The organism is Laceyella sacchari, assembly GCF_004343255.1.
Lineage (GTDB): Bacteria > Bacillota > Bacilli > Thermoactinomycetales > Thermoactinomycetaceae > Laceyella > Laceyella sacchari.
Genome location: NZ_SMDD01000002.1, coordinates 392,023 through 410,292 on the forward strand (window position 1 = coordinate 392,023; position 18,270 = coordinate 410,292).

Consider the following 18,270-nt stretch of genomic DNA (forward strand, 5'->3'; position numbering starts at 1 on the left):
CCACATCACCCGTCAAATGACCATTGAATTTCTGAAGCATGCCCTGTCCATACGGTGGCGATGGAACCGCCTTGCAACATTACATCCGTGATTTGAATCCTGCCAGTCACATCAGAAACGACCAGCCGCAGGTCGATCTTCTTCACATTCTTGCCGCTGTCTGACGTAAAACTTTTTTGAAACGGTTGAAATGAAGACATGTTGATCACCACCTTCACCTGTCTAAGGGTTTGCGCCACCCGCATCTTGTCTCATTCAGGCCAATGGGAAAAACTTCGTCTCCGATTGCCCGTCATCATAATGAAGCACCACTTCGACGCCCACTTTGCCATTCGGCCCTTTTTTGAGATTCTCCGTCGCCGCCTGCATGCTCACGGTGTAGCTGTCCCGGTGGGAAGGTTCCACCGTTTGGGTCAGTGTCTTCTCCACACCGAGCTGCCCTTGGCACATGAACGATGCATTCCCCGAATAACCCCGTGTTGCATCAATTTCCCATCCGTTGTTCACCCAGTAGGCAAACCCGTCGTCAGCTCTGGAATTGAGCAGATAGTTAAACACCATCAGTTCCAGCATTTCAGTCCGCTCGACAGAATCTTCCGATTGCAGGAACCCCGCTTGCGCGACCCCTTTCAATAAGTCTGTTAAGGTGGGAGCCGCCGATTCCAATTCCAACACGGTGTTCCACGGGGCCAACACATCATACTGCCAACGGGCAATGTGCGTTTTTGCATCCATCCCCAACTCTTCATCATAGACGCGGACGATGTCCCCAATGCGGAAAGCTTCATGTTCCAGTCCAGACAACATGGACAGATCGCTGGCTTTAACCCGGTAAGACAGCCGCGGCTTGCTCAGCTTGTCCAAGATTTCCTGCGCTTTCTCCTTCAATTGATAAGGATTGGTGAAGCGGTCATCTTTAAATGTGCGCGTGCGAATCTGTCGGGAATATTGGAAGTTCTCCACATACTCTTTGCCGTCATTGGCGTCTTTGATGGTCAAGTTTCCTTTTCCGTATGGGTACAGCCTGGTGATCAGATCGGTCGTATCATAATCAGCCTCAATCTCATCCATGTTCTTACGGTAGATGATGGCAATACCAGGATCGCGGAATCCGCCCTCTTTCACATGATCTACCGTCATGGTCAGCGGGTTGAAGCGGATGGAGCCTCCCCATAAGTCGGCCACCTCCCGCAACGCAGTCAAACGGTTGGTCAGCCCTTCATCAACGGACATGCTGCGCACGGTGCCGATATCGCACCGGCCCACTCGCCATTCTGTGCCCGTAAGGATATCGCGAATCACTTGATAGGGCGTCGCATCCGGCCACTGGTTTATGGCCATCGGTTCGGTATACTGCAAGTCATACCAGATGGCCTCGGCGTAGACTTGCGTTTCCCTCTTGCCCGATCCCTTGCGGGAATGATGAACCCGGCGAATCACATACAGCCGTTGCCCCAGCTGAATGTAGTTTTCGTTCTCCAAATAAACACGCTTTGCATCCTCATACGGGATGGATAAATCAACCGTCTCTTCACCGTTGATTTCCTCCGTGATCACCAATTCGGTCAGATGATCCAGCACCGCCAGGCGCCTGCGCTGTTGATCCAATACAAGGATGGGCGTTTGCGCCAGCTTGTGGTACGGTTGCTCATCGGCCGCCAGAGGCTGGTTGTAGATCACTCCGTCCAGATTGTAACGCCCGTTTCCCAACCGGTTATATTTCACTTGTCCCACCCCTTTCAAAAGCACGCTACGCTGCCATCACGGCTTTCTTCTGATCCATGGCGACCCGTAAGCGTTGCGTTCCAGATATTGCGGGCCATCGCCTACCGCTGGGAATGTCTCTGGAAACGCACCATTGCCAAAGTCAAGCGCATAGCGGATGCCGCCCACGCCCGCCCCTAATCCATTGTTGTTATTGATGTTGTCGGAACCAAGCGGTGGAGCCGACGGCACAGGATTGATACCAGCCGGGCTCAAGCCGTGGAAAGAAAGAGCCGCATTGCAAAAACGACCGATCCAGTAACTCCCCGCTTGCAACGTGACCGGCCCCGTAGTGAACGCAGCCTCTTTCCAGCCGGTGGTCGAACAATCCACCGCACCGGTTTGTGCGATCAGCGTGCCCGGATACCCATTGTTATCCGTATAAACGGCAAACGAAGTTAATCCGCCCGACACGGCAGCTGACACTTGCCCTCCCATCATGTCGCAGATGATGGTTTCATGCGCTACAAACGGAAAGATGTCAATGCTGTTTGCCAGCACCGCCACCCCTGTCGCGTTGTTTTGCGGGGATATGCCATGGGAGCGGTATGTGCCTGGATAATGCTTCACCAGATAAGCGAGGAAACTGTTTCCTCCGCCACCTCCCCCATTCTGTTCTAACGCTTCCACTCTCGCTTCAAGCGCGGCATGCTGGCTATCCATCTGTTCCATCTTGGCGGACTGGTTGGTGATGTGAGTATAATCGGCCGTGATCACATCGCTTGCCTGTTGTTGAACATGGAAAACCACCGCACCATATTCCGCCTGCAACTCATATTCGGATGGGCTGACAATTTGGCCATTCCGCTTGATGACTGGCTCCGGATCATAAAGCCAATTGTTGTCGGGCCCCTCATAGATGCGGTACCTCAAACCCGGGTCCGGCATATCCGTGTACGGCAACAGCTGAACACCCGTTTTTGGGTCCGTCTTCATCCCCAAGACGTCTTCCATATTATTAACAGCATGTTGAATCCCATTGAGATGGGCAGAGAGAATTTCCACACTTCCCAGTTTTTTAAAGGGTGTTTTAGCCACTGACTCTCGCCTCCTTTATTCTGATACAAACACGGCGGAGCGGGATTCCCCCCGCCCGTCCCCATTTGCATGTTAATACCAACAACTACGGCACGTAATCTTCACCTGGGCAATCGTCGCCGCTCCCAGCGGACTCACCTGCAACTGATTCTCCTTGCCCGGGAGGGTTAAGGGGAAGGTTAGTGAGTCAAAGGCATTGAGCGCGCTTTGTTTGGTACCATCTGTTTTCAATAGGTAAGCCGTTTTCAGACGGGAATCGATCATCAATCGCTCACCAAAACCAAGCCGTCCTTTATATGTCATCATGCTGCCATTCAGTCCCACTTCAAATCCCACATCCAACCCGCTGCTTTCCCCAGTGATTTCGATCAGCGGCTGCGATGGCGCCGTCCCCTTGCGCTGAAACGACAACACCCCCGACTCGCTAGTAAACACATCATCTTCCACAGCATAAGCCAAGGGATCAGCAGCAAGGAATGTGAGCGTTGCCTGCCCTGTCAGAGCCATCTCCTCCAACTCCGTCTGATCGGTCAGCCGTGCGGTGTAGGCTTTGTCCGGTTCATCATCAAACGTAAGCATTCCCGTCCGGTCGCCGTTCCTTAGCCAATCGGCCACGGCCCGCACGCGATCCCGAATTTCCCGCAAGGATTGCCCCGTCAACAGCACCTCAACAGATATGTGGAGCGCGTCCACCTCATTCCCCATGTCATACACGCCCGCCTTACCGGGGACTTTCACCGTTTTCGCGGCGATTCCGGGAGATATGGGGCGCTTGACATCCAACACCCGCAATCCGTGCTGCTCACTATGAATGCCTGCAAACGTGAACCCCATCATACTCTCCCCCCAAATGATCTCGCTTGGCGCTGGTGAAGTCTCCACAACTCTTGGCTGATCAGGCGGATATCTTGGTCATTTCTGACATGCATCTGCTCCACATTGATCATAAACCCGTTGCCGCCGCCCACGCCCGACATCTTGCTGGTGATTCCCTCTGCCAGAGCGCTGAACGTTTTATTGGACAGGGGCAGAACCGCTTCACTGTACCGCCCTTCTCCGACCACGGCCATGGTAGGGCTGGTCACAATCCCCCCTTTGGCCAAACCTGGCAACGAGAGGGTTGGCAACTTGGCACCAGTCAAACTGTTGATCTTGGACACGACACTGTTAAACCCATTGATAAATGGGCGTACAATATCCAACGCTTTGTTGATCCACTTTTTAATGCTGCCAAAAATCCCTTCCCAGATGGACGACGCTTTGGACTTCAAGCTTTCCCATGCGCCAGTGATCGCGGACGTGACCCCGTTCCAGATCGAGCTGGCCGTGTTTTTCACGCCGTTCCAGATGTTAGACAGCCAACCTTTGACAGTGTTCCAAACGGACATCGTGATCGATTTGATCCGATCCCACACGGATGTGATCGTGGACACCAACCGATTCCATATTGGGGCGAAGAACCCGACAATCGCATTCCACACCGAGGACAGGAACGAGCTAATGGCGTTCCAAACAAGGATGACGCCTTCTTTCACTTTGTTCCAAATGGATGTAAATGTGTTCAGCACCCAATTGAGATAACCGGTGAACAGATTGACGATCGCTTGCCAGATTGTCGTAAAGAAAGCCACAATCCCATTCCACACCGATTTGACCGTGTCGTCGATCAATGCCCAGATCTCTTGGAAAAATACCACCAAGAGCCAGAACGGGAGCGTGAGTACCGTGAGGATGGTCGTGCCCCACTCCTGGAAAAACGAGATAATGCCATTCCAAATGGTCGTGGTAAACGCGACGATTTGATCCCAGTAAGTGACGATCAAGCCGACCAACCACCCGATCGGCCCGGTGATCACCGCCAAGATGGTCATTCCCCACTCTGAGAAAAACGTGGTGATGCCGTTCCAAATCGTTTTAATGGTTTCCACGATGCCGTTAAAAATGGTCGTCGCACCCGTCCACAGCCAATTCCAGGCTGCTTGTAACCAACCGGACACCGTGTCCCAGTTCTGCCAGATCAGATACGCCACCGCCGCTACCGCCGCCCCGGCAACCATCCAGGGCAACAAAGGAGCCATCGCGCTCCAAGCAGCGATGGCCATTGCTTTCAGTGTTGCTGTCAAGCCGATGAAGGAGGGTATCAATGCTCCCAAGATAGCCCCGGCAACCGCAACGATGGCCACCTTCGTCTCCTGAGAAAAGGTCTTCTCAAATCCTTCCACCATGCCAAACTTGGACATGTTTGCCACCAGACGCTCAATCGCCTCCGCAATGGTTTCCAAAGCGGGACCGATGGTTTTATCAATCGTGAATTGGCTTAACTCGCCAAATGCCTCACTCAGTTGCTCTCCTTGAGTGGAAGCGGAAATCATCGAGTCAACTACGCCCAAAGCACCCGATTTGATCGAGCTGAACAAGGTTTTTGACGTCTTTTTGGCTGCTTCCAGATTTAACATCATGTTGCGGGTGCTCTGTGTGACTTGTTGTGTTGCCATCGCCAATTGCTGTCCGAGCTGGCTGAAGTCGGCAGTCACTTGAATATACGCTTGTCCCAACTGCTGTGCCATCGAATGCCTCCTTTCTCAGTCTATTGTTCAGAAGAAGAACGCACCGGAATCACGTCCGGGCCGATCTTCTTCACGATCTCGTCAAACCGCCGTCGCCGTTCTTCTTCAGAAAGCACCGGTCCACTTCGCTTCGCCCTGGCAAGCGGTTTGTATAAATCAGTCGGTTTGATCCGCTTTTTGGAGTGCGGCTGTATCGTCGCAGCGGTCATTGCCGCCCAAAACTGGCGAAGCTGATCCTGCCGCCAAAAGTAGCCCTCATACAACTCGCGCAGTTCGGCCGGAGTAAGTCGCCAAAACTCATCATGCGACAGGCCGATGCAAATCGCATCCCGCCTTATTTGATGCCAGTCCCAGACATCGGCTCCGTCATCGGTGCTACTTTTTTTGGGCCGGACTTTTTTTGCGCTTCCAGCTCCCTGATCTGCTCCTCCGTCATCATCGATGTGGCGAACGCTTCACCAACAGCCATGAAAATTTCATTCATGTCCCCTTGTGACATCACTTCTCCCGCCTCGGTCAAGGACAGCCCATGATGCTTCAGCAACCCGGCCCAAGCCAGGGCCCGCATGAACTTGATGGAGATGCGAGACGTGTCCTGCATCTGTTCACTGATTTTGGGCACAGTCAATCCTGTCGCTTCTTCCAGTTCCGCCAAGGCGTTGAAATCAAAATGGACAGTGTAGGTTTGTCCGCCGGCGACAAATGAGCGTTGGCCTTTCACTTTGTTTGCCATCATCACATCATCCTTTTCATCGTAATCAGCCGGGCGAACCCGTTGTTTCCTTTAAAATGGATTGGCCCGGCCAGGTGTTATCTCCACATCCTACAACCGAATCACACAGCGTCCCGATCCTCAGCCCGCCGGCGTCCACTCGCCGTTCATCTTGAGTTCCACCGAGATGGTGGAGACGTCATCATCAGGAAATTCCGTAGACATAGATTCGATCAGACATTCCACATCTTCCACATTGACCCCGTTTTCCTGGCGGCGTACCATGATGGCCGTCCGGTTTTTAAAGGCATTTTTCAAGGCCAGATAACCGGCATCGTCCTTCACATATAACCCCTCCAGCGAGATGCTGCCTTCCTTTTTGCCGTACACATATTGTTGAGTTGTCATTCCTTTATGGCCCGCTTCAATCAGGTTTACCGACTCCTCGATGGACAGTCCGGTCTGTTCCCCCACCGCGATCCAGTTGGTTCCTTCTTTCACCATGAGCAATACTGTGCTTCCGTTGGTTGCCATCTTTCATTCCCCCCAGGTTTTGTCTTGTTGTAAATTCGCGCCCACGCATCGTTCAATCGGTAACCGAGCCAGAAACCTCGCTGTCCACGATGGTCGGCGGCTCCGTTGTGAATGGACCGTTTGCTTTCAACTCCACGGAAACGGTGGAGACATCATCGTCTGGATACTCGAAACTGATGCTCTCCACCACCACTTCTGCGTATTCAACGTCAGAAGTGGACGCTCCATCAAACACAGCCCGCTTGACATACGCTTTCTTCCTGTTTTTGTAGCTGTTTTTCAGCACGAGCAATCCCTTTTGGTCTTTATCGGTCGGCGTGAAAGCCAAGGCCTCGATGGAAAGAGTAGCTTCCCCTTTGCCGTACACATACTGCTGATTAACAACGGTCTTATGCCCCGCTTCAACCAAGTTGACGGATTGCTCTTGGGATAGCGAGGTCTGTTCACCAACCAAGATGTATTTATCGGTGAATAGACCTTCTCCATCATGGTCTTTGTCATATACGAAAATCAAAACAGAACTCCCATTCATACCCATATCAATGCCTCCCCAAAATAAAAAACGCATCCCGCAAGGAGAGCGTCTTCCGTATGTTGGCAATGCAGCCTGAACTACTTGAACTCTTGGATGGTGAACTGGAGCGTGACAACCATCACGTCGATTTTCTGCGTCAGCAACTTGGCTTGTTCACCAGGAATGTAAATCGGTCCGTTGCAGGTCACCATGACGGATTGCCACTTGGTATAGTTGAGCGGATCATCCGGATCAGGGATCACCAGCGGCTGGCGGTGAAAGAGTTCATACACCCTTTCTGCGATGGCTTCCACCTCTTTAAATGTGCCGTCTGGTGTGGCGTTGTCCAAATCCTGACGGTAAAAACAGCGGATATCTTTGGTAATCGTCCGCGCTTTTTTCGTTTTGCTGGACGCCGCGCTATCCGACGTGTCGGTGACATGACCGGTGGTTACGATAAACCCTCTTAAATCCCGGTATTCAGGATGACTTGACGTAATCTCCGAAAAATCCAGCTCATACGTGTAGATCGCCGGGCTCAGGTTGGAAACCCATTTGCCCTCAGACGGGTCCCAATACGTTCCCCCGGCTCCTACCCAAGAGAGCAAACCATCCTTGTTGGGAACGCCATTGGTGTAGGTACCCACCAATTTGGTGTCCTCTTTGAGCTTGTTGTAAACGGCATCCGTGATTACGCTCACTGTTATCACCCCCTTTCCCAGTAGGGCGTGTCTGGTGAATCAAGTTGGTAGGGAAGAAGCGGTCGAAAAACCTCTTCTCGAGGAGCACCGCACAAGTGAAGCAAATGAAAAAAAGACTTAGCAGCCGCTGGCCTATTCAGACATGCTCTCGTCAGATCTTTTTGCCGATCAAAATCTTAGCGATTTGCTTCCCCTCTTCACTGAGCGTCGGCCGCAGATAAGGGCGAGGCGCTTGTTTCACATGTCTCCCGGCGGAGTCCGTCCCCACAAACCCGAATTCCAGCCGAAGCGCGTACGGAGTGTCGGCTGACAAATACCCGTGCACGACTCCCTTTTTTACTTCCACGCCCGACTTGATCGACCGGATCAGTTGTCCTGTCACCTTTTTGGGGGATTCCCCCGCTTTCGAAGGGCTCGTTCCACTTGCGTTAGAACGGCTGAGCCTTTTTTTGCACTTGGCAGCGGCGTGGTCCATGGCCGCCTCCATCCGTTCCCGCAATTGGCTTTGTACCATCTCTTCATACGATTTGCTGTTGATGTCAACCCGGATCGGCATCTCACTCCCCCCCTATACCTGCCCCAAATAGGTGCATGTAAAGCGGTACTCCTCCCGCTTGGCATCCACATTGATCACGGCTTTAATCAAGTAATTGTGCTTGTCGTCAATTCGCAAAATATTGCCGGCCACCGGTTCAAATTGGGTTTGCGGGTCAGGACCAAATGTAAAATAACGGCTCCGAATCTCATAAATGGTATCCTGCCACCGCACATAGCCGTCCCCTTCCTCTTTCCAGTTCAGGGTACGGATTTCACACCAATAATGGCCCGGATGGCGCAGCTGGCTATCCGCAGTGAGGACCACCATCTTATGGCGGAGCTTTCCAGCATTCACACTCATCGCACTCCGCCCCGATTCTCATAAAGATACGCAACCAACTCCAAGCATTCATGCTTCAAATCCACAGGAATCATAGGGATATCCATGGATGGAGGCGGATTTTGGAAATCGGTCCAATACCCCGCTTTGTACGAAACGGAGATGTTGTCCACACCTGCGGGCCAAGCTCCATGCAAAATGCCGGTGTGCTTCTCCACCCGATAGGCACTGGGAGGCACCTCCGCCCCATACACCGTGACCGAAGAGATGGATACAACAGGATAGGCACGGAGAAACAACTTGCCATCCCCCGTGCCACTGTACGTTTCCACTGTTTCCCGGTACGTAAGGCCCCGACCGTGCTTCTGCTCCACTTCTGCCGTTGCCGCCGCGATCAAATGCTGGAGCACCTTATCTTCTAATTGGGACATCAAATCCAATTTCAAATATTCCTTCACTTCTTGCAAAGTGACAAGCGCTGGCACCTTCATGCACCTCCTTGCGAATCGGTTTCCATCAGCAGATAGACATCAAATTGAAAGTCAGCCGACACATTGGTTAAAGCCACTTTGATGAAGTTGGCCCCCAGCTGGTCTTTGCGCACAAAAATCTCTGATTGTGGGATCAGAGCCAAGTTCTCCGTCTGACCGCAAATGAATTGTTCATTGTAATAAACAATCGGAGTGTTCTGAGCCGGATCGACAGTGGATTGGGAAATGAACGCCGCATACCTCCCTCCTTCTTTGGGCCCGATCAACAACCGCAGCCGGCTCGCGTGACGCACATCGATCCAGTCGGTATAAACCGTCTCCCCCTGCTCAGCGGTCAGCGTAAATTTGGTCAGCGTCTCAGCCATGAAAGTCACCTCCAGCGGAAAAAGATAGGCGCAACCCTCCGCTTTTGCGGAGAACTGCGCCATATGGTGCCAAGCCATCCGCCCCGCCGCAACCATAAGCAGTATTAGCGGGGCGCAAGGCCATTTATCCTTGTACTAAGAATAACACGTTGACCGGGTTTCGGGTTCCCAACAATGCTTCACAATGGATTCGCAGGAGGGTCAGCGGAGATTCATCTCTGAACCGCTCAGCCAAGAGCTATGTGATGACATTTCCCGTTTGCAGATGGTAGTACCCTTTTTCTAAGGATTGATGAAACGTCATCAAGCAAGGGAAGGTGAACGATTGACCGCCCACCTCCCGCAACCGCACCCCCAACCAATACGCTAATAGCTGCAACAATGCGGCCATGTAGCCGTTGCCATCACCGCCTCCCATTTTCTCTGCCAAGTTGAGACCGAAGTCAACATTCACCGATGCCAACGGCCCATACACCGGGCGATTGCCTACAAAACAGAGCGGTACATCGCCCAAGTGCTTATCTTTAGGCCGGACATCAACTACGCATCCGAAATCGTGCGCTTTTCCATGGAAAAGGATTACTCTCGTTTCCACCGCATACCGATGGGTGAAAAGCCTTTTCAACACAGCATCTACCTTATCTTGTTGTGCGGCGAGTGCGGCACAGACAGCTGCATGCTCATTCGCGGACAAGAAACCGACCGCAAGTAGGCTCACACCGACTCCCCCTCTCCCTTAGCATCAACGCCCTGGCAAAAGAAAAAAACCAGCCCTGTCGAGCTGGCTGTCCGGCATCATGACTTTTCTCCTTGCGCGCGTCTTGAGGAAATCAAGCACGTTCCCTTGTACCCGTGGATAAATTATAGTAATACGGATCATCCCCTTCAAAATACATGCAGATGGGATACGGAAAGGCGTCATACCCTTCCACCTCTTTGATCAACTTGCTCAGCCATTTGACCAACAGCTTCTCTCCAACAAAAAGATATGCATCCAACAGCCCTTCGTCTAACAGCGCATCCATATCAAAGTCACCAATATAAACGGACCCTCCGGCCACGCCTTCCACACGGATGATGTTCTTTCCCCGATCTTCTTCAAACATGGGTGCCCGATCTAAAGGATCGGTGTAGGGATACGCCTCGAAGCCAATTCCGTACTTATCCGTCACCGCTTCCAACATGACCAATTGGGTTTCTTCTAAATAAGGAAAAGCGAAAATCCGTTTAATCATCTGAATAATCGCTTCCCGTTCCTTTTCAAATGTATCCAAGATCTTATATTGGTCTTCTGCCGGAACTTTCAAGTTAGTCTCTCCTTCATTGATTTAAACACGTGGCGAAGCAACTTCACGGCCTGTTTTGCTACACATACTTCCCAGCCTGCAAGTGATAAACATCGTCCGCTCCTTCAAAGCCGATAAAACAAGGAATGGGGAAAGATTCCCCGCCTAACTCCTTAAACCGTTCACTCAGCCATTTGGCACATAAATCTTCAGCCGCCACCAAAAAATCATCTAAATGTTCCCACAAAAAAACTTGCCTTTCTTGTTTGTCAGGAATCAATTCTTCCACATACTTTTCAAAGTCAAAACCAGCTGCACCAAAGTCTTCTTCGCCATGTAACGGGTGGGGTCGGAGAGATTCATCTGCCGGCCTCGCATCAAAGCCCAATCCAAACTCAAACGTTTCCCCAGAAAAATAAATGGATTGAACCCCTTCTGGAAAAGGATATGACAAGATCTTTTTAAGTATCTGGTCTACTTCTTCCTTATTCTCCTCAAATGCCTTGATGATGATTTGTTTTTCCATTTGCTTCAATTTTTTACTCGAATACATGCGTATCGCCTCCTTGGCTTTCTGTTTCCAACTACTCATTTTTGGCTCTTTTCTGCTGTCTTTTGTTGTCGCGTATCCCTCCCCATCTTTTTTCGCCGCCCACATGATCCACTTCTGAATGGACAATCGATTTGACCAACTGCATTTTACCTTCCTCTTGATGATGGTGCCAAGTGTAGCCCAATGGATCATTCGCTTTATTGACCCAAGCCTCATTTGCATCAAACAATATTTTTTTATACTTTTCGTTATTTTTTATTTTCTGATATAAATCATCGGATCCTTTTCCTCTAGCTATATCATCGATTTGTTGTTTTGTTATTCCCAACTGTTTGACAAGGTCCTCGTTCTTATTGAAAAAACTCTCTGTTTTCGCCCTTAATTTCTTATGATTTCCATATCTGATGACATCCAAAGCCGTTTGATTGATTTTATTTTTCAGCTTTGGATCTCTTTTCATTTCTAGCGCAAGTTCCATTCGCAGAAAATAGAATTGCTGTGTCTCTTCCAATTGCCAGTGCCTCATGGGCAGATATGTTTCATAATCTGACCATTTATCAAATTGAGGATAAATATAGTCTTCAAACTTGACTTTTTCAATTTTACCGTTCACTTTTATTTCTCTTTCTGTGTTTTTATAAACAAAACGCTGTCGACTTTTAGGTGTAAAATCAAATTCTGTCCCATCGAGAATAATTAACTTTTCTGTAATCCCGTTGGCATCAACAATCAATTCACCTGTTCTCGGGTGTAAATTGGGTATTTGCCCATGGCTAAACCTACTTAATGGGTTGCTACTCTGTTTTTTTACCTTTTCAATGACCTCATTCCCTCTTTTTACACCTGGTATGATAATGCAATCGCAATGAGGATGAAGTGGTGGCACCATGATGTCATCGTGTATGTTCATCTCTTTTTGCCCTACTTTAAGCACTTCTCCTTTTCTAGCAAACTTGACACCTGTCTTGATGTTAACTCCACTTAATTTTCCGCAAAAAGGACAATTTTCGCCGATCGTTTTCCATTGCTTGTAAAACAACCCACTCTGTTCGCTAGTGAACAGAACGACTAGATTTCTCACTCGAGTCATTTCATTTGAAACGATAGTTGATATACGATCACTATTATACCACTCAACCATTTTGTCCCTATACTTTCCTTCATCCACTTGTTCTTTTATCGATTCATTCGTTAGGATTACTATTCGCTTTAAATAATCTTTTAGCATTTCATCCGCCAAATAAACAAAACCTCTGCCATCCCATTCACCACTGTCAAATCTTACGAATCTCTCGTTATTTTTCTTGGGGTCATTACTTCTTAGCTTTTCTTTAAGTATTCTTTCTGTTTCTGAACCGATATTTTCCACACGACTTTTCAGATGGGATTTAAGGAGAGCGGACAGCTCATGCCTTTTATCATTTACCACTTTGTATATTTGCGCTTTGGCCTTTTCTATTTTCGTCGGTTTCCCCACCGCTTTCGCAATGGCTGTATTTAATTCCGTAAAGTATTTCTTTAGCGCCTGAGCCAACTTTTCACTCTCTTTCTGCAACTCTTCCTGGTCATTCTTCCGTACGGCTCGAATTTTTTCGATAAAATCATGAAACTCTGCTTCATCTTCTTTCTGTTCATCTGAAGCTGCTTTGGTGAACATGTGGCTAACCCATTTGGTCGCAAACAACTCAAACTTATATTTTGAACCAAAAAAAGGATCGGGCTGCAAGCCCAATCCCACACGCGCTTCATTCAAATTGATCTCATGATTGTTCCATGCTGCAATAATCGGATCCTTGACAGCCAACCCCTTCACCCCATTAAGATGTGGTTTTCTTTTCATTTACATAAGTGTCTGAGTCATATACAGAAACGGATTTCCCTTCCAACGACTTCCCTTCCAACTGAAACGTATACAAATCCCCCAACAGCTCATCCTGTTCCAGCCCAAGTTGCGTTCGCGCCTCGTCCAGTTTCATGATCCCGGCGGTGAAAGCTCCCTGAATCCGCTCGAACTTGGCATTCACATTCTCTTGCAAGGCTTGAATCTTGCTGAGGTCAAACCGGGCGACGACCCCTTCGTGGGCCAGCAATTGGGAAGTCAGCTTGCTCTCAATTCGTCTCAAGGCGGGAATGATGGTCTCATCCCACAAGTGACGACGCGCTTCGCTGTAATTGCTGTATTTGCCGCCGTATTTGATCCCCACCCAACTTGGCAACAACACCGGGTCAACCCCAAAGGCACCGCAGATGCGGGTTTCGGTCATGCTGCGCAACGCCTCAAACTCCATCTCCTGAAACGACAAACCGATCTGCTCATACTTAAGGCCCTGACCCAAAACCGCCGGCTTAAAGCGGTTCTTTCCGCGTGAGCCGCGAAACCAATCCATCCAACGCTCACGGGTGCGTTCCACTTCTTCTTCGCGCATCTTTTGATCGGTAGACAAGATGCCGTAGGGCACTGCCGCATTGTTGAAAAAGGTACGGGTGAAGTCCGTCGCCTGGTTGTCGATGTTTAATTCCCTCAGCACCCGCGCGAGGGGAGATAAGCCCTCCACTTCATTCAACGGGTCCGGAAATTTGAGATGGATGATTTGATGCGGCAAAAATTTAAACTGCTTGCCATTCAAGGAGTATTGGTAATAACGAATCTTGTTGTTCTCGTCAAAAGCTGGTACAACCATGTCCGGGCGTAACACATCCAGCTCCGTTACCGGGCCAAATTGGGCGTTTTTATCACGATGCAATAAAATATAAGCATTGCCTGAGGTGTTGAGGTAGGTGTGGACCAATTCCCACAGCTCATAGGTGGACAAATAGGAATTGGGACGATTGATCAGCTGTTTCAGCCAATGGTCCGGCATCTCGACATGGCCCATCTCTGATGGCTGGTACACTTTCAGCTCCGCTTCTGGCGCAGATGTGGCGATCATAATGATGCAGGCGGAAGCAATGCTGTTCTTGCGGTATCCTTCATCGGTCAATCGGCTCAAATCGTAATGTTGATTAGTGCGAACTTGTGTCCAAGTCGTCATATAGGACGGCACAGAAGACGCTTTTCCTTCGAGCCGATCCGCTTGTTTCTCCATAAACCGCTTGATGCGGGTTTCCAAGTCGTACATACGACTCACCTCCACATTAGATAAAAAGCTGTATAGGTTGATGTTCTTTGAGTCCCCAGCAGGCCAGTGCCAACGACATCACACAGTCGTCATGACCCCCAGGGGGATGGGAATAAGAGAGATGGCCAGTCGGGGTGAGGTGAAATTGGAATGTGGACAGCTCATGAAGCAAATCCGGCAATTCGGGGAAGGTGATCGCCCGTTCCGCGATTAAAAGCGTGAGGTGCTGAATCAGTTGCTTTTTGGATATCGAGGTAAAAACGAACCCTTCCACATCGATCCCCCGGTCATACACACTCTCGCAAATCGCATCCCCCACCCCCGTTGAATCCATCCACACTTTGGCGTGGTTATACCTCCGAACCAATGCTTCCAAGCGGTCAATCTGCGACTTCCAATCCACTTGGTTGAACCGTTCAAACGCAACCACATGCCTCCGGTTTACATCGATCACGGTGATAACGGAGTAATCGACGTGCTTGGCAATATCAAACCCGATCACATATTCACCTTGCTCCCGCGGCTCCTCCAGTTCCCCCTCAACACAATGGCGGATGCCCCGGAACACGCCGGCGGATTCCTCCAAGAATTCAGCGTCAAACTCTTGCCTTACCACATCGGCTGGCAAGCTCTTTTTCACTTCCTCCAGCTCCGATGCCGGCAGGTGCGGATTGCTAGCGCTGGGGAACCGAAATGATTCATAATCAGGGAAATCGCGGTCCAAGCCACGCATGTACAAATCAAAAAACCAATTCCGTCCTTTGGGAGTGGAGATAAACACCGCCTTGCCCTTCCGATCGGCCAGTGCCGGGCGCAAAGCTTCTTCCCACGCCTCCCGCTTAATCATGGCCGCCTCGTCGACCACCAAAAAAGAAACGCCCTCCCCCCGGAGAGCGTCAACATTCTCAGCCGACCGAAACTCCAAGATCGAGCCGTTTTCCAACTCAATCCGCATGCAGCTTTTTAAGTCGTGCACAACAAAGTCGCGTATAGCTTGGCTGATAATCCGATACGCGATCCAAGCCTGACGGTAGTAAGGGGCCACCCACCAACACAATGCGTGTTCGTTCTCCACGGCGAACTTCATTATCTCCATCGAGCAGGCCAGCGTTTTCCCCCACCGCCTGCCGCAAGTGGCAATGCGAAAACGGGCAGGGCTTTGATGCAACACTTGTTGTTTGGGATGGGCTTGGTAACCTGCAATTATCTCTTCGCACTCTGGTTCGTCTTGCACAAAGAGCTGGTATTCCTCATGCACATACCCGTCCGGGGCAAATAAATCCCTATGCATGCCTTACTCCTCCTCTGCCGCCGATGGGCTCAACTGCACCTTGATCTGTTTCTTCTTTGCTTGCACCTGTGTCTGCCGCTCCTGCATGAGAAGATCCAAATAATCCTGCCGGCCCCAGCGTTTGGGGAAACGCCGCTCCAGACGCCAGGCGGCAGCTTGCCATTTCCCGTCACGGGCCGCCTGTTCGATCAACGCCAAATCTCGCATTTCCGCTTCCGCCAGCGCTTGTTCCACAGCAAGGGCAAACTCCCGATATTGTCCGGATTTTTGTCGTGCCCCTCTGCGGAGCCAATTGTACAGCGTCTGTTTGGAAATGCCCGCGTAGGCGGCAGCCGTCTCAATATAATTCCCCCCGCGAATCATCATAACGATCTTCTCCTGCAACGCAGGGGTCAACTTCGTTGGCCGTCCGGCTTTTGATCGATCAGTCATTGTATACCACCTTCTTTCTATTCCTGCCCTTTCTACCCATCATACTTGCGAACAGCTTGCGCCGCCGCGCATGAAAAAAGCCCCGATCTACCTGATCGGAGCTTTCCATTTCATCTCTCTGTCGGTGGAGGCTGCTTAAGGGACACGATCCCTTGTATTAAAGATAGCACAAGCCTTCCCACCAAGGGTGCCAACGATGGTTCAAACATGATTCACTTTTTAGCGCATGGCGGCGTTGCTCACAAGCACACCCGTGCAACCTGCATGAAAAAAGGGAGGTTGCCCCTCCCTGTTTTTCACATGATGTTTAATGCGACTGCCAGCTTTTTCAACGCCGATTTTTTTAAGCGTTGATAAGTCGATTTGGAAAAACCAAGCTTGTCATAAATATAACTGTCAAAATGTCGCATCGGATTGAAGTATTTTTCCTCAATAATGGCCTTTTCCTCCATGTTCAAAACTTCCAGCGCCCGCTCCACTTGTCGAAGCTTCATTTGCTTCGCCGCCCGCAACAGCGCATACTTCTCGGTGGATGACTGGTATTCTGAATAACCTTTGCTTGTCCGATGTTCATAAGAAGAAGTCATGGAAGGTAAAAGGTTGGACAACCCTTCCTGCTCCAATTCCCGCTCATTCTCCAACGAAATCTTGAGCAAGGGATACTCGTACAACATTTTCTCTAAGCATTTCAACACCTTTTTCCACTCCATCTGTTCGGTATGGGCAGGCATATCAACCATTTTTCGCATAGAAACGCACCTCACCTCATTATTGTGCTCGCAGGCTGACTCCACGGTGATAAACAAAACAGCAAATCACGAATATATTTTCTCCCCACAGGAGAATAGATGAGCAAAAAAAGAGCGCTTGTTTGCTATGATCTCCCTTATGGTTCCAATATCTTTTTTATACACACGAACTCAGTGAAATGCGGATGATCGTTTACCTTCTTGATCAACTTTTTCTTAAGCAACACAGCCAGGTTCTTATTGACCGTTTCCCGGCTCACCCCCAGTTTCATAGCCACTTCCCGTTGGTTAAAATGACGCCTTCCCTCTTGCTCCTGCTCCAACGATTTGATCCAAATCAACAAACAAAGTTGAAAGCAATTAATATCCCATTCTTTGCATTGTTGCATGATGTGCGGCGAGATCATCACGTTCATTTCTTGCCCTCCTGTTAAATGAAGTGAAACTCGGCGGCAACTGCCCCATCTTTCCTGCTCTTCGGTATCCATCGCCGTTACCGCTCTTTCCACATAAACTGGTTTAGCTCTTCACTGAAAACCAAATCGACGGCCTGTCCATTTTCTTGGCCAATTCCGCAAAAGGCACACCTTTCACCGTGTTCACGGGCGTAACGCGTTAAACTGCTTTGATCCAAATAAAATGTCATCATTTATTCCTTCACTGCGCCAACATTCAATCACATGGATAATTATACAATAATTTTCTCCTGAAAGGAGATATGAAAGCCGTCTGATTTTTCACTTTGTTTATTATCAATTATTTTATCTCCTATTTGATTATACTAAATGAAGAATATATAATAGAATAAAAACAAACCGGAGAGAAGAGAAGCCACCGATGGTTTCTCACCCCATGTACATTCAAACTACCCTAGACGGAGGAGATCACAATGACCTTAGGCGAGCGCTTGCGCCTGCTCAGGGAATCAAGGAAATTGAGCCAGATCGAACTGGCCCAAGCTTTGGGCATTCCCAATCAATCCATATCCAATTATGAACGAGATTATCGCAAACCCCCCTTTGACCTCATCCAGAAATTCGCCGATTACTATGAGGTATCCATGGACTACCTGCTCGGGAGGGAAGAATACCTTTATGACTCGGGAAAAGTAAAAGATGTTAAAGCTTTTTTAGCTGATGGGATCTTCGTATACGATCACATCACCCTTGATGAAGAAGACATTGCCTTCCTGAAACAATCTTTTGAGTTCATCATCAAAAAAAAGCTAAAACAGTCAGAGGGGAAATAAAGCAAACCGAAACAACATATCCAGTGGG

Annotated in this window: 25 protein-coding genes; 1 reads left to right on the forward strand and 24 read right to left on the reverse strand. The window is 49.6% G+C overall.

Annotated features, from left to right (window positions below; translation table 11 throughout):
• Nucleotides 1-5: 5 nt before the first annotated feature.
• From EDC32_RS09025 to EDC32_RS16375, 24 genes are all read right to left on the reverse strand, one after another.
• Nucleotides 6-200 (reverse strand): hypothetical protein, encoded by a 195-nt coding sequence (locus EDC32_RS09025; protein WP_132221585.1) that lies wholly within the window; start codon nucleotides 198-200, stop codon nucleotides 6-8.
• Between the two features lie 55 nt (nucleotides 201-255).
• A complete protein-coding gene (locus EDC32_RS09030; protein WP_132221587.1) occupies nucleotides 256-1,725 on the reverse strand; it encodes a phage tail spike protein in 1,470 nt (489 codons plus the stop codon).
• Nucleotides 1,726-1,761: 36 nt separating this feature from the next.
• Entirely contained in the window at nucleotides 1,762-2,802 is a 1,041-nt protein-coding gene (locus tag EDC32_RS09035) for a hypothetical protein (protein WP_132221589.1), read from the reverse strand.
• 72 nt (nucleotides 2,803-2,874) lie between these two features.
• Complete coding sequence (locus tag EDC32_RS09040) at nucleotides 2,875-3,639, reverse strand: distal tail protein Dit (RefSeq protein ID WP_132221591.1); 765 nt, start codon at nucleotides 3,637-3,639, stop codon at nucleotides 2,875-2,877.
• Complete coding sequence (locus EDC32_RS09045) at nucleotides 3,636-5,369, reverse strand: phage tail family protein (protein WP_132221593.1); 1,734 nt, start codon at nucleotides 5,367-5,369, stop codon at nucleotides 3,636-3,638. The genes EDC32_RS09040 and EDC32_RS09045 overlap by 4 nt, the downstream gene beginning before the upstream one ends.
• Before the next feature lie 20 nt (nucleotides 5,370-5,389).
• Nucleotides 5,390-5,632 (reverse strand): hypothetical protein, encoded by a 243-nt coding sequence (locus tag EDC32_RS09050; RefSeq protein ID WP_132221595.1) that lies wholly within the window; start codon nucleotides 5,630-5,632, stop codon nucleotides 5,390-5,392.
• Nucleotides 5,633-5,703: 71 nt separating this feature from the next.
• Nucleotides 5,704-6,105, reverse strand: coding sequence for a GTA-gp10 family protein (locus EDC32_RS09055; RefSeq protein WP_211341915.1), 402 nt, complete (start codon nucleotides 6,103-6,105; stop codon nucleotides 5,704-5,706).
• 117 nt (nucleotides 6,106-6,222) lie between these two features.
• Nucleotides 6,223-6,615, reverse strand: a complete 393-nt coding sequence (locus tag EDC32_RS09060; RefSeq protein WP_132221599.1) for a phage tail tube protein — start codon at nucleotides 6,613-6,615, stop codon at nucleotides 6,223-6,225.
• Nucleotides 6,616-6,667: 52 nt separating this feature from the next.
• Nucleotides 6,668-7,153 (reverse strand): hypothetical protein, encoded by a 486-nt coding sequence (locus EDC32_RS09065; RefSeq protein WP_158283306.1) that lies wholly within the window; start codon nucleotides 7,151-7,153, stop codon nucleotides 6,668-6,670.
• Between the two features lie 74 nt (nucleotides 7,154-7,227).
• The gene (locus tag EDC32_RS09070; RefSeq protein WP_132221603.1) at nucleotides 7,228-7,830 is read right to left on the reverse strand and encodes a hypothetical protein; all 603 of its coding nucleotides are present in this window, start codon (nucleotides 7,828-7,830) and stop codon (nucleotides 7,228-7,230) included.
• Between the two features lie 151 nt (nucleotides 7,831-7,981).
• The gene (locus EDC32_RS09075; protein WP_132221605.1) at nucleotides 7,982-8,386 is read right to left on the reverse strand and encodes a hypothetical protein; all 405 of its coding nucleotides are present in this window, start codon (nucleotides 8,384-8,386) and stop codon (nucleotides 7,982-7,984) included.
• Nucleotides 8,387-8,398: 12 nt separating this feature from the next.
• Nucleotides 8,399-8,728 (reverse strand): hypothetical protein, encoded by a 330-nt coding sequence (locus EDC32_RS09080; RefSeq protein ID WP_132221607.1) that lies wholly within the window; start codon nucleotides 8,726-8,728, stop codon nucleotides 8,399-8,401.
• Nucleotides 8,725-9,192 carry a head-tail connector protein gene (locus EDC32_RS09085; RefSeq protein WP_158283307.1) on the reverse strand — a complete coding sequence of 156 codons (468 nt, stop codon included), beginning with the start codon at nucleotides 9,190-9,192 and terminating at the stop codon, nucleotides 8,725-8,727. The genes EDC32_RS09080 and EDC32_RS09085 overlap by 4 nt, the downstream gene beginning before the upstream one ends.
• Nucleotides 9,193-9,194: 2 nt before the next feature.
• Complete coding sequence (locus EDC32_RS09090; RefSeq protein WP_132221611.1) at nucleotides 9,195-9,563, reverse strand: hypothetical protein; 369 nt, start codon at nucleotides 9,561-9,563, stop codon at nucleotides 9,195-9,197.
• A gap of 238 nt (nucleotides 9,564-9,801) precedes the next feature.
• Complete coding sequence (locus tag EDC32_RS09095; protein WP_132221613.1) at nucleotides 9,802-10,281, reverse strand: hypothetical protein; 480 nt, start codon at nucleotides 10,279-10,281, stop codon at nucleotides 9,802-9,804.
• 112 nt (nucleotides 10,282-10,393) lie between these two features.
• Nucleotides 10,394-10,870: a hypothetical protein gene (locus tag EDC32_RS09100; RefSeq protein ID WP_132221615.1), complete on the reverse strand. Its 477-nt coding sequence runs from the start codon at nucleotides 10,868-10,870 to the stop codon at nucleotides 10,394-10,396.
• Nucleotides 10,871-10,928: 58 nt separating this feature from the next.
• Complete coding sequence (locus EDC32_RS09105) at nucleotides 10,929-11,402, reverse strand: hypothetical protein (RefSeq protein WP_132221617.1); 474 nt, start codon at nucleotides 11,400-11,402, stop codon at nucleotides 10,929-10,931.
• 31 nt (nucleotides 11,403-11,433) lie between these two features.
• Nucleotides 11,434-13,206 carry an HNH endonuclease gene (locus EDC32_RS16650; RefSeq protein ID WP_246026902.1) on the reverse strand — a complete coding sequence of 591 codons (1,773 nt, stop codon included), beginning with the start codon at nucleotides 13,204-13,206 and terminating at the stop codon, nucleotides 11,434-11,436.
• A gap of 13 nt (nucleotides 13,207-13,219) precedes the next feature.
• Entirely contained in the window at nucleotides 13,220-14,521 is a 1,302-nt protein-coding gene (locus EDC32_RS09115; RefSeq protein WP_132221619.1) for a phage portal protein, read from the reverse strand.
• Nucleotides 14,522-14,537: 16 nt separating this feature from the next.
• Nucleotides 14,538-15,812 (reverse strand): terminase large subunit domain-containing protein, encoded by a 1,275-nt coding sequence (locus EDC32_RS09120; RefSeq protein ID WP_132221621.1) that lies wholly within the window; start codon nucleotides 15,810-15,812, stop codon nucleotides 14,538-14,540.
• Nucleotides 15,813-15,815: 3 nt separating this feature from the next.
• Nucleotides 15,816-16,244 (reverse strand): hypothetical protein, encoded by a 429-nt coding sequence (locus EDC32_RS09125; RefSeq protein ID WP_132221623.1) that lies wholly within the window; start codon nucleotides 16,242-16,244, stop codon nucleotides 15,816-15,818.
• Nucleotides 16,245-16,540: 296 nt separating this feature from the next.
• Nucleotides 16,541-16,993, reverse strand: coding sequence for an ArpU family phage packaging/lysis transcriptional regulator (locus EDC32_RS09130; protein WP_132221625.1), 453 nt, complete (start codon nucleotides 16,991-16,993; stop codon nucleotides 16,541-16,543).
• Between the two features lie 137 nt (nucleotides 16,994-17,130).
• A complete protein-coding gene (locus tag EDC32_RS09135) occupies nucleotides 17,131-17,409 on the reverse strand; it encodes a helix-turn-helix domain-containing protein (protein WP_132221627.1) in 279 nt (92 codons plus the stop codon).
• A 77-nt stretch (nucleotides 17,410-17,486) separates the two neighbouring features.
• Nucleotides 17,487-17,642 carry a hypothetical protein gene (locus EDC32_RS16375; RefSeq protein WP_211341916.1) on the reverse strand — a complete coding sequence of 52 codons (156 nt, stop codon included), beginning with the start codon at nucleotides 17,640-17,642 and terminating at the stop codon, nucleotides 17,487-17,489.
• Between the two features lie 240 nt (nucleotides 17,643-17,882).
• On the opposite strand from EDC32_RS16375, the gene EDC32_RS09140 reads away from it, so the two are divergent.
• Nucleotides 17,883-18,242 carry a helix-turn-helix domain-containing protein gene (locus tag EDC32_RS09140; protein WP_029071984.1) on the forward strand — a complete coding sequence of 120 codons (360 nt, stop codon included), beginning with the start codon at nucleotides 17,883-17,885 and terminating at the stop codon, nucleotides 18,240-18,242.
• Nucleotides 18,243-18,270: the final 28 nt, after the last annotated feature.

Excerpts from the sequence above, each read along its gene's own strand:
- EDC32_RS09025 (WP_132221585.1), bottom strand. The coding sequence starts at position 200 with ATGTCTTCATTTCAACCGTTTCAAAAAAGTTTTACGTCAGACAGCGGC.
- EDC32_RS09040 (WP_132221591.1), bottom strand. The coding sequence starts at position 3,639 with ATGATGGGGTTCACGTTTGCAGGCATTCATAGTGAGCAGCACGGATTG.
- EDC32_RS09045 (WP_132221593.1), bottom strand. The coding sequence starts at position 5,369 with ATGGCACAGCAGTTGGGACAAGCGTATATTCAAGTGACTGCCGACTTC.
- EDC32_RS09055 (WP_211341915.1), bottom strand. The coding sequence starts at position 6,105 with ATGATGGCAAACAAAGTGAAAGGCCAACGCTCATTTGTCGCCGGCGGA.
- EDC32_RS09060 (WP_132221599.1), bottom strand. The coding sequence starts at position 6,615 with ATGGCAACCAACGGAAGCACAGTATTGCTCATGGTGAAAGAAGGAACC.
- EDC32_RS09065 (WP_158283306.1), bottom strand. The coding sequence starts at position 7,153 with ATGGGTATGAATGGGAGTTCTGTTTTGATTTTCGTATATGACAAAGAC.
- EDC32_RS09075 (WP_132221605.1), bottom strand. The coding sequence starts at position 8,386 with ATGCCGATCCGGGTTGACATCAACAGCAAATCGTATGAAGAGATGGTA.
- EDC32_RS09080 (WP_132221607.1), bottom strand. The coding sequence starts at position 8,728 with ATGAGTGTGAATGCTGGAAAGCTCCGCCATAAGATGGTGGTCCTCACT.
- EDC32_RS09090 (WP_132221611.1), bottom strand. The coding sequence starts at position 9,563 with ATGGCTGAGACGCTGACCAAATTTACGCTGACCGCTGAGCAGGGGGAG.
- EDC32_RS09105 (WP_132221617.1), bottom strand. The coding sequence starts at position 11,402 with ATGTATTCGAGTAAAAAATTGAAGCAAATGGAAAAACAAATCATCATC.
- EDC32_RS09115 (WP_132221619.1), bottom strand. The coding sequence starts at position 14,521 with ATGTACGACTTGGAAACCCGCATCAAGCGGTTTATGGAGAAACAAGCG.
- EDC32_RS09120 (WP_132221621.1), bottom strand. The coding sequence starts at position 15,812 with ATGCATAGGGATTTATTTGCCCCGGACGGGTATGTGCATGAGGAATAC.
- EDC32_RS09125 (WP_132221623.1), bottom strand. The coding sequence starts at position 16,244 with ATGACTGATCGATCAAAAGCCGGACGGCCAACGAAGTTGACCCCTGCG.
- EDC32_RS09130 (WP_132221625.1), bottom strand. The coding sequence starts at position 16,993 with ATGCGAAAAATGGTTGATATGCCTGCCCATACCGAACAGATGGAGTGG.
- EDC32_RS09135 (WP_132221627.1), bottom strand. The coding sequence starts at position 17,409 with ATGAACGTGATGATCTCGCCGCACATCATGCAACAATGCAAAGAATGG.
- EDC32_RS16375 (WP_211341916.1), bottom strand. The coding sequence starts at position 17,642 with ATGATGACATTTTATTTGGATCAAAGCAGTTTAACGCGTTACGCCCGT.
- EDC32_RS09140 (WP_029071984.1), top strand. The coding sequence starts at position 17,883 with ATGACCTTAGGCGAGCGCTTGCGCCTGCTCAGGGAATCAAGGAAATTG.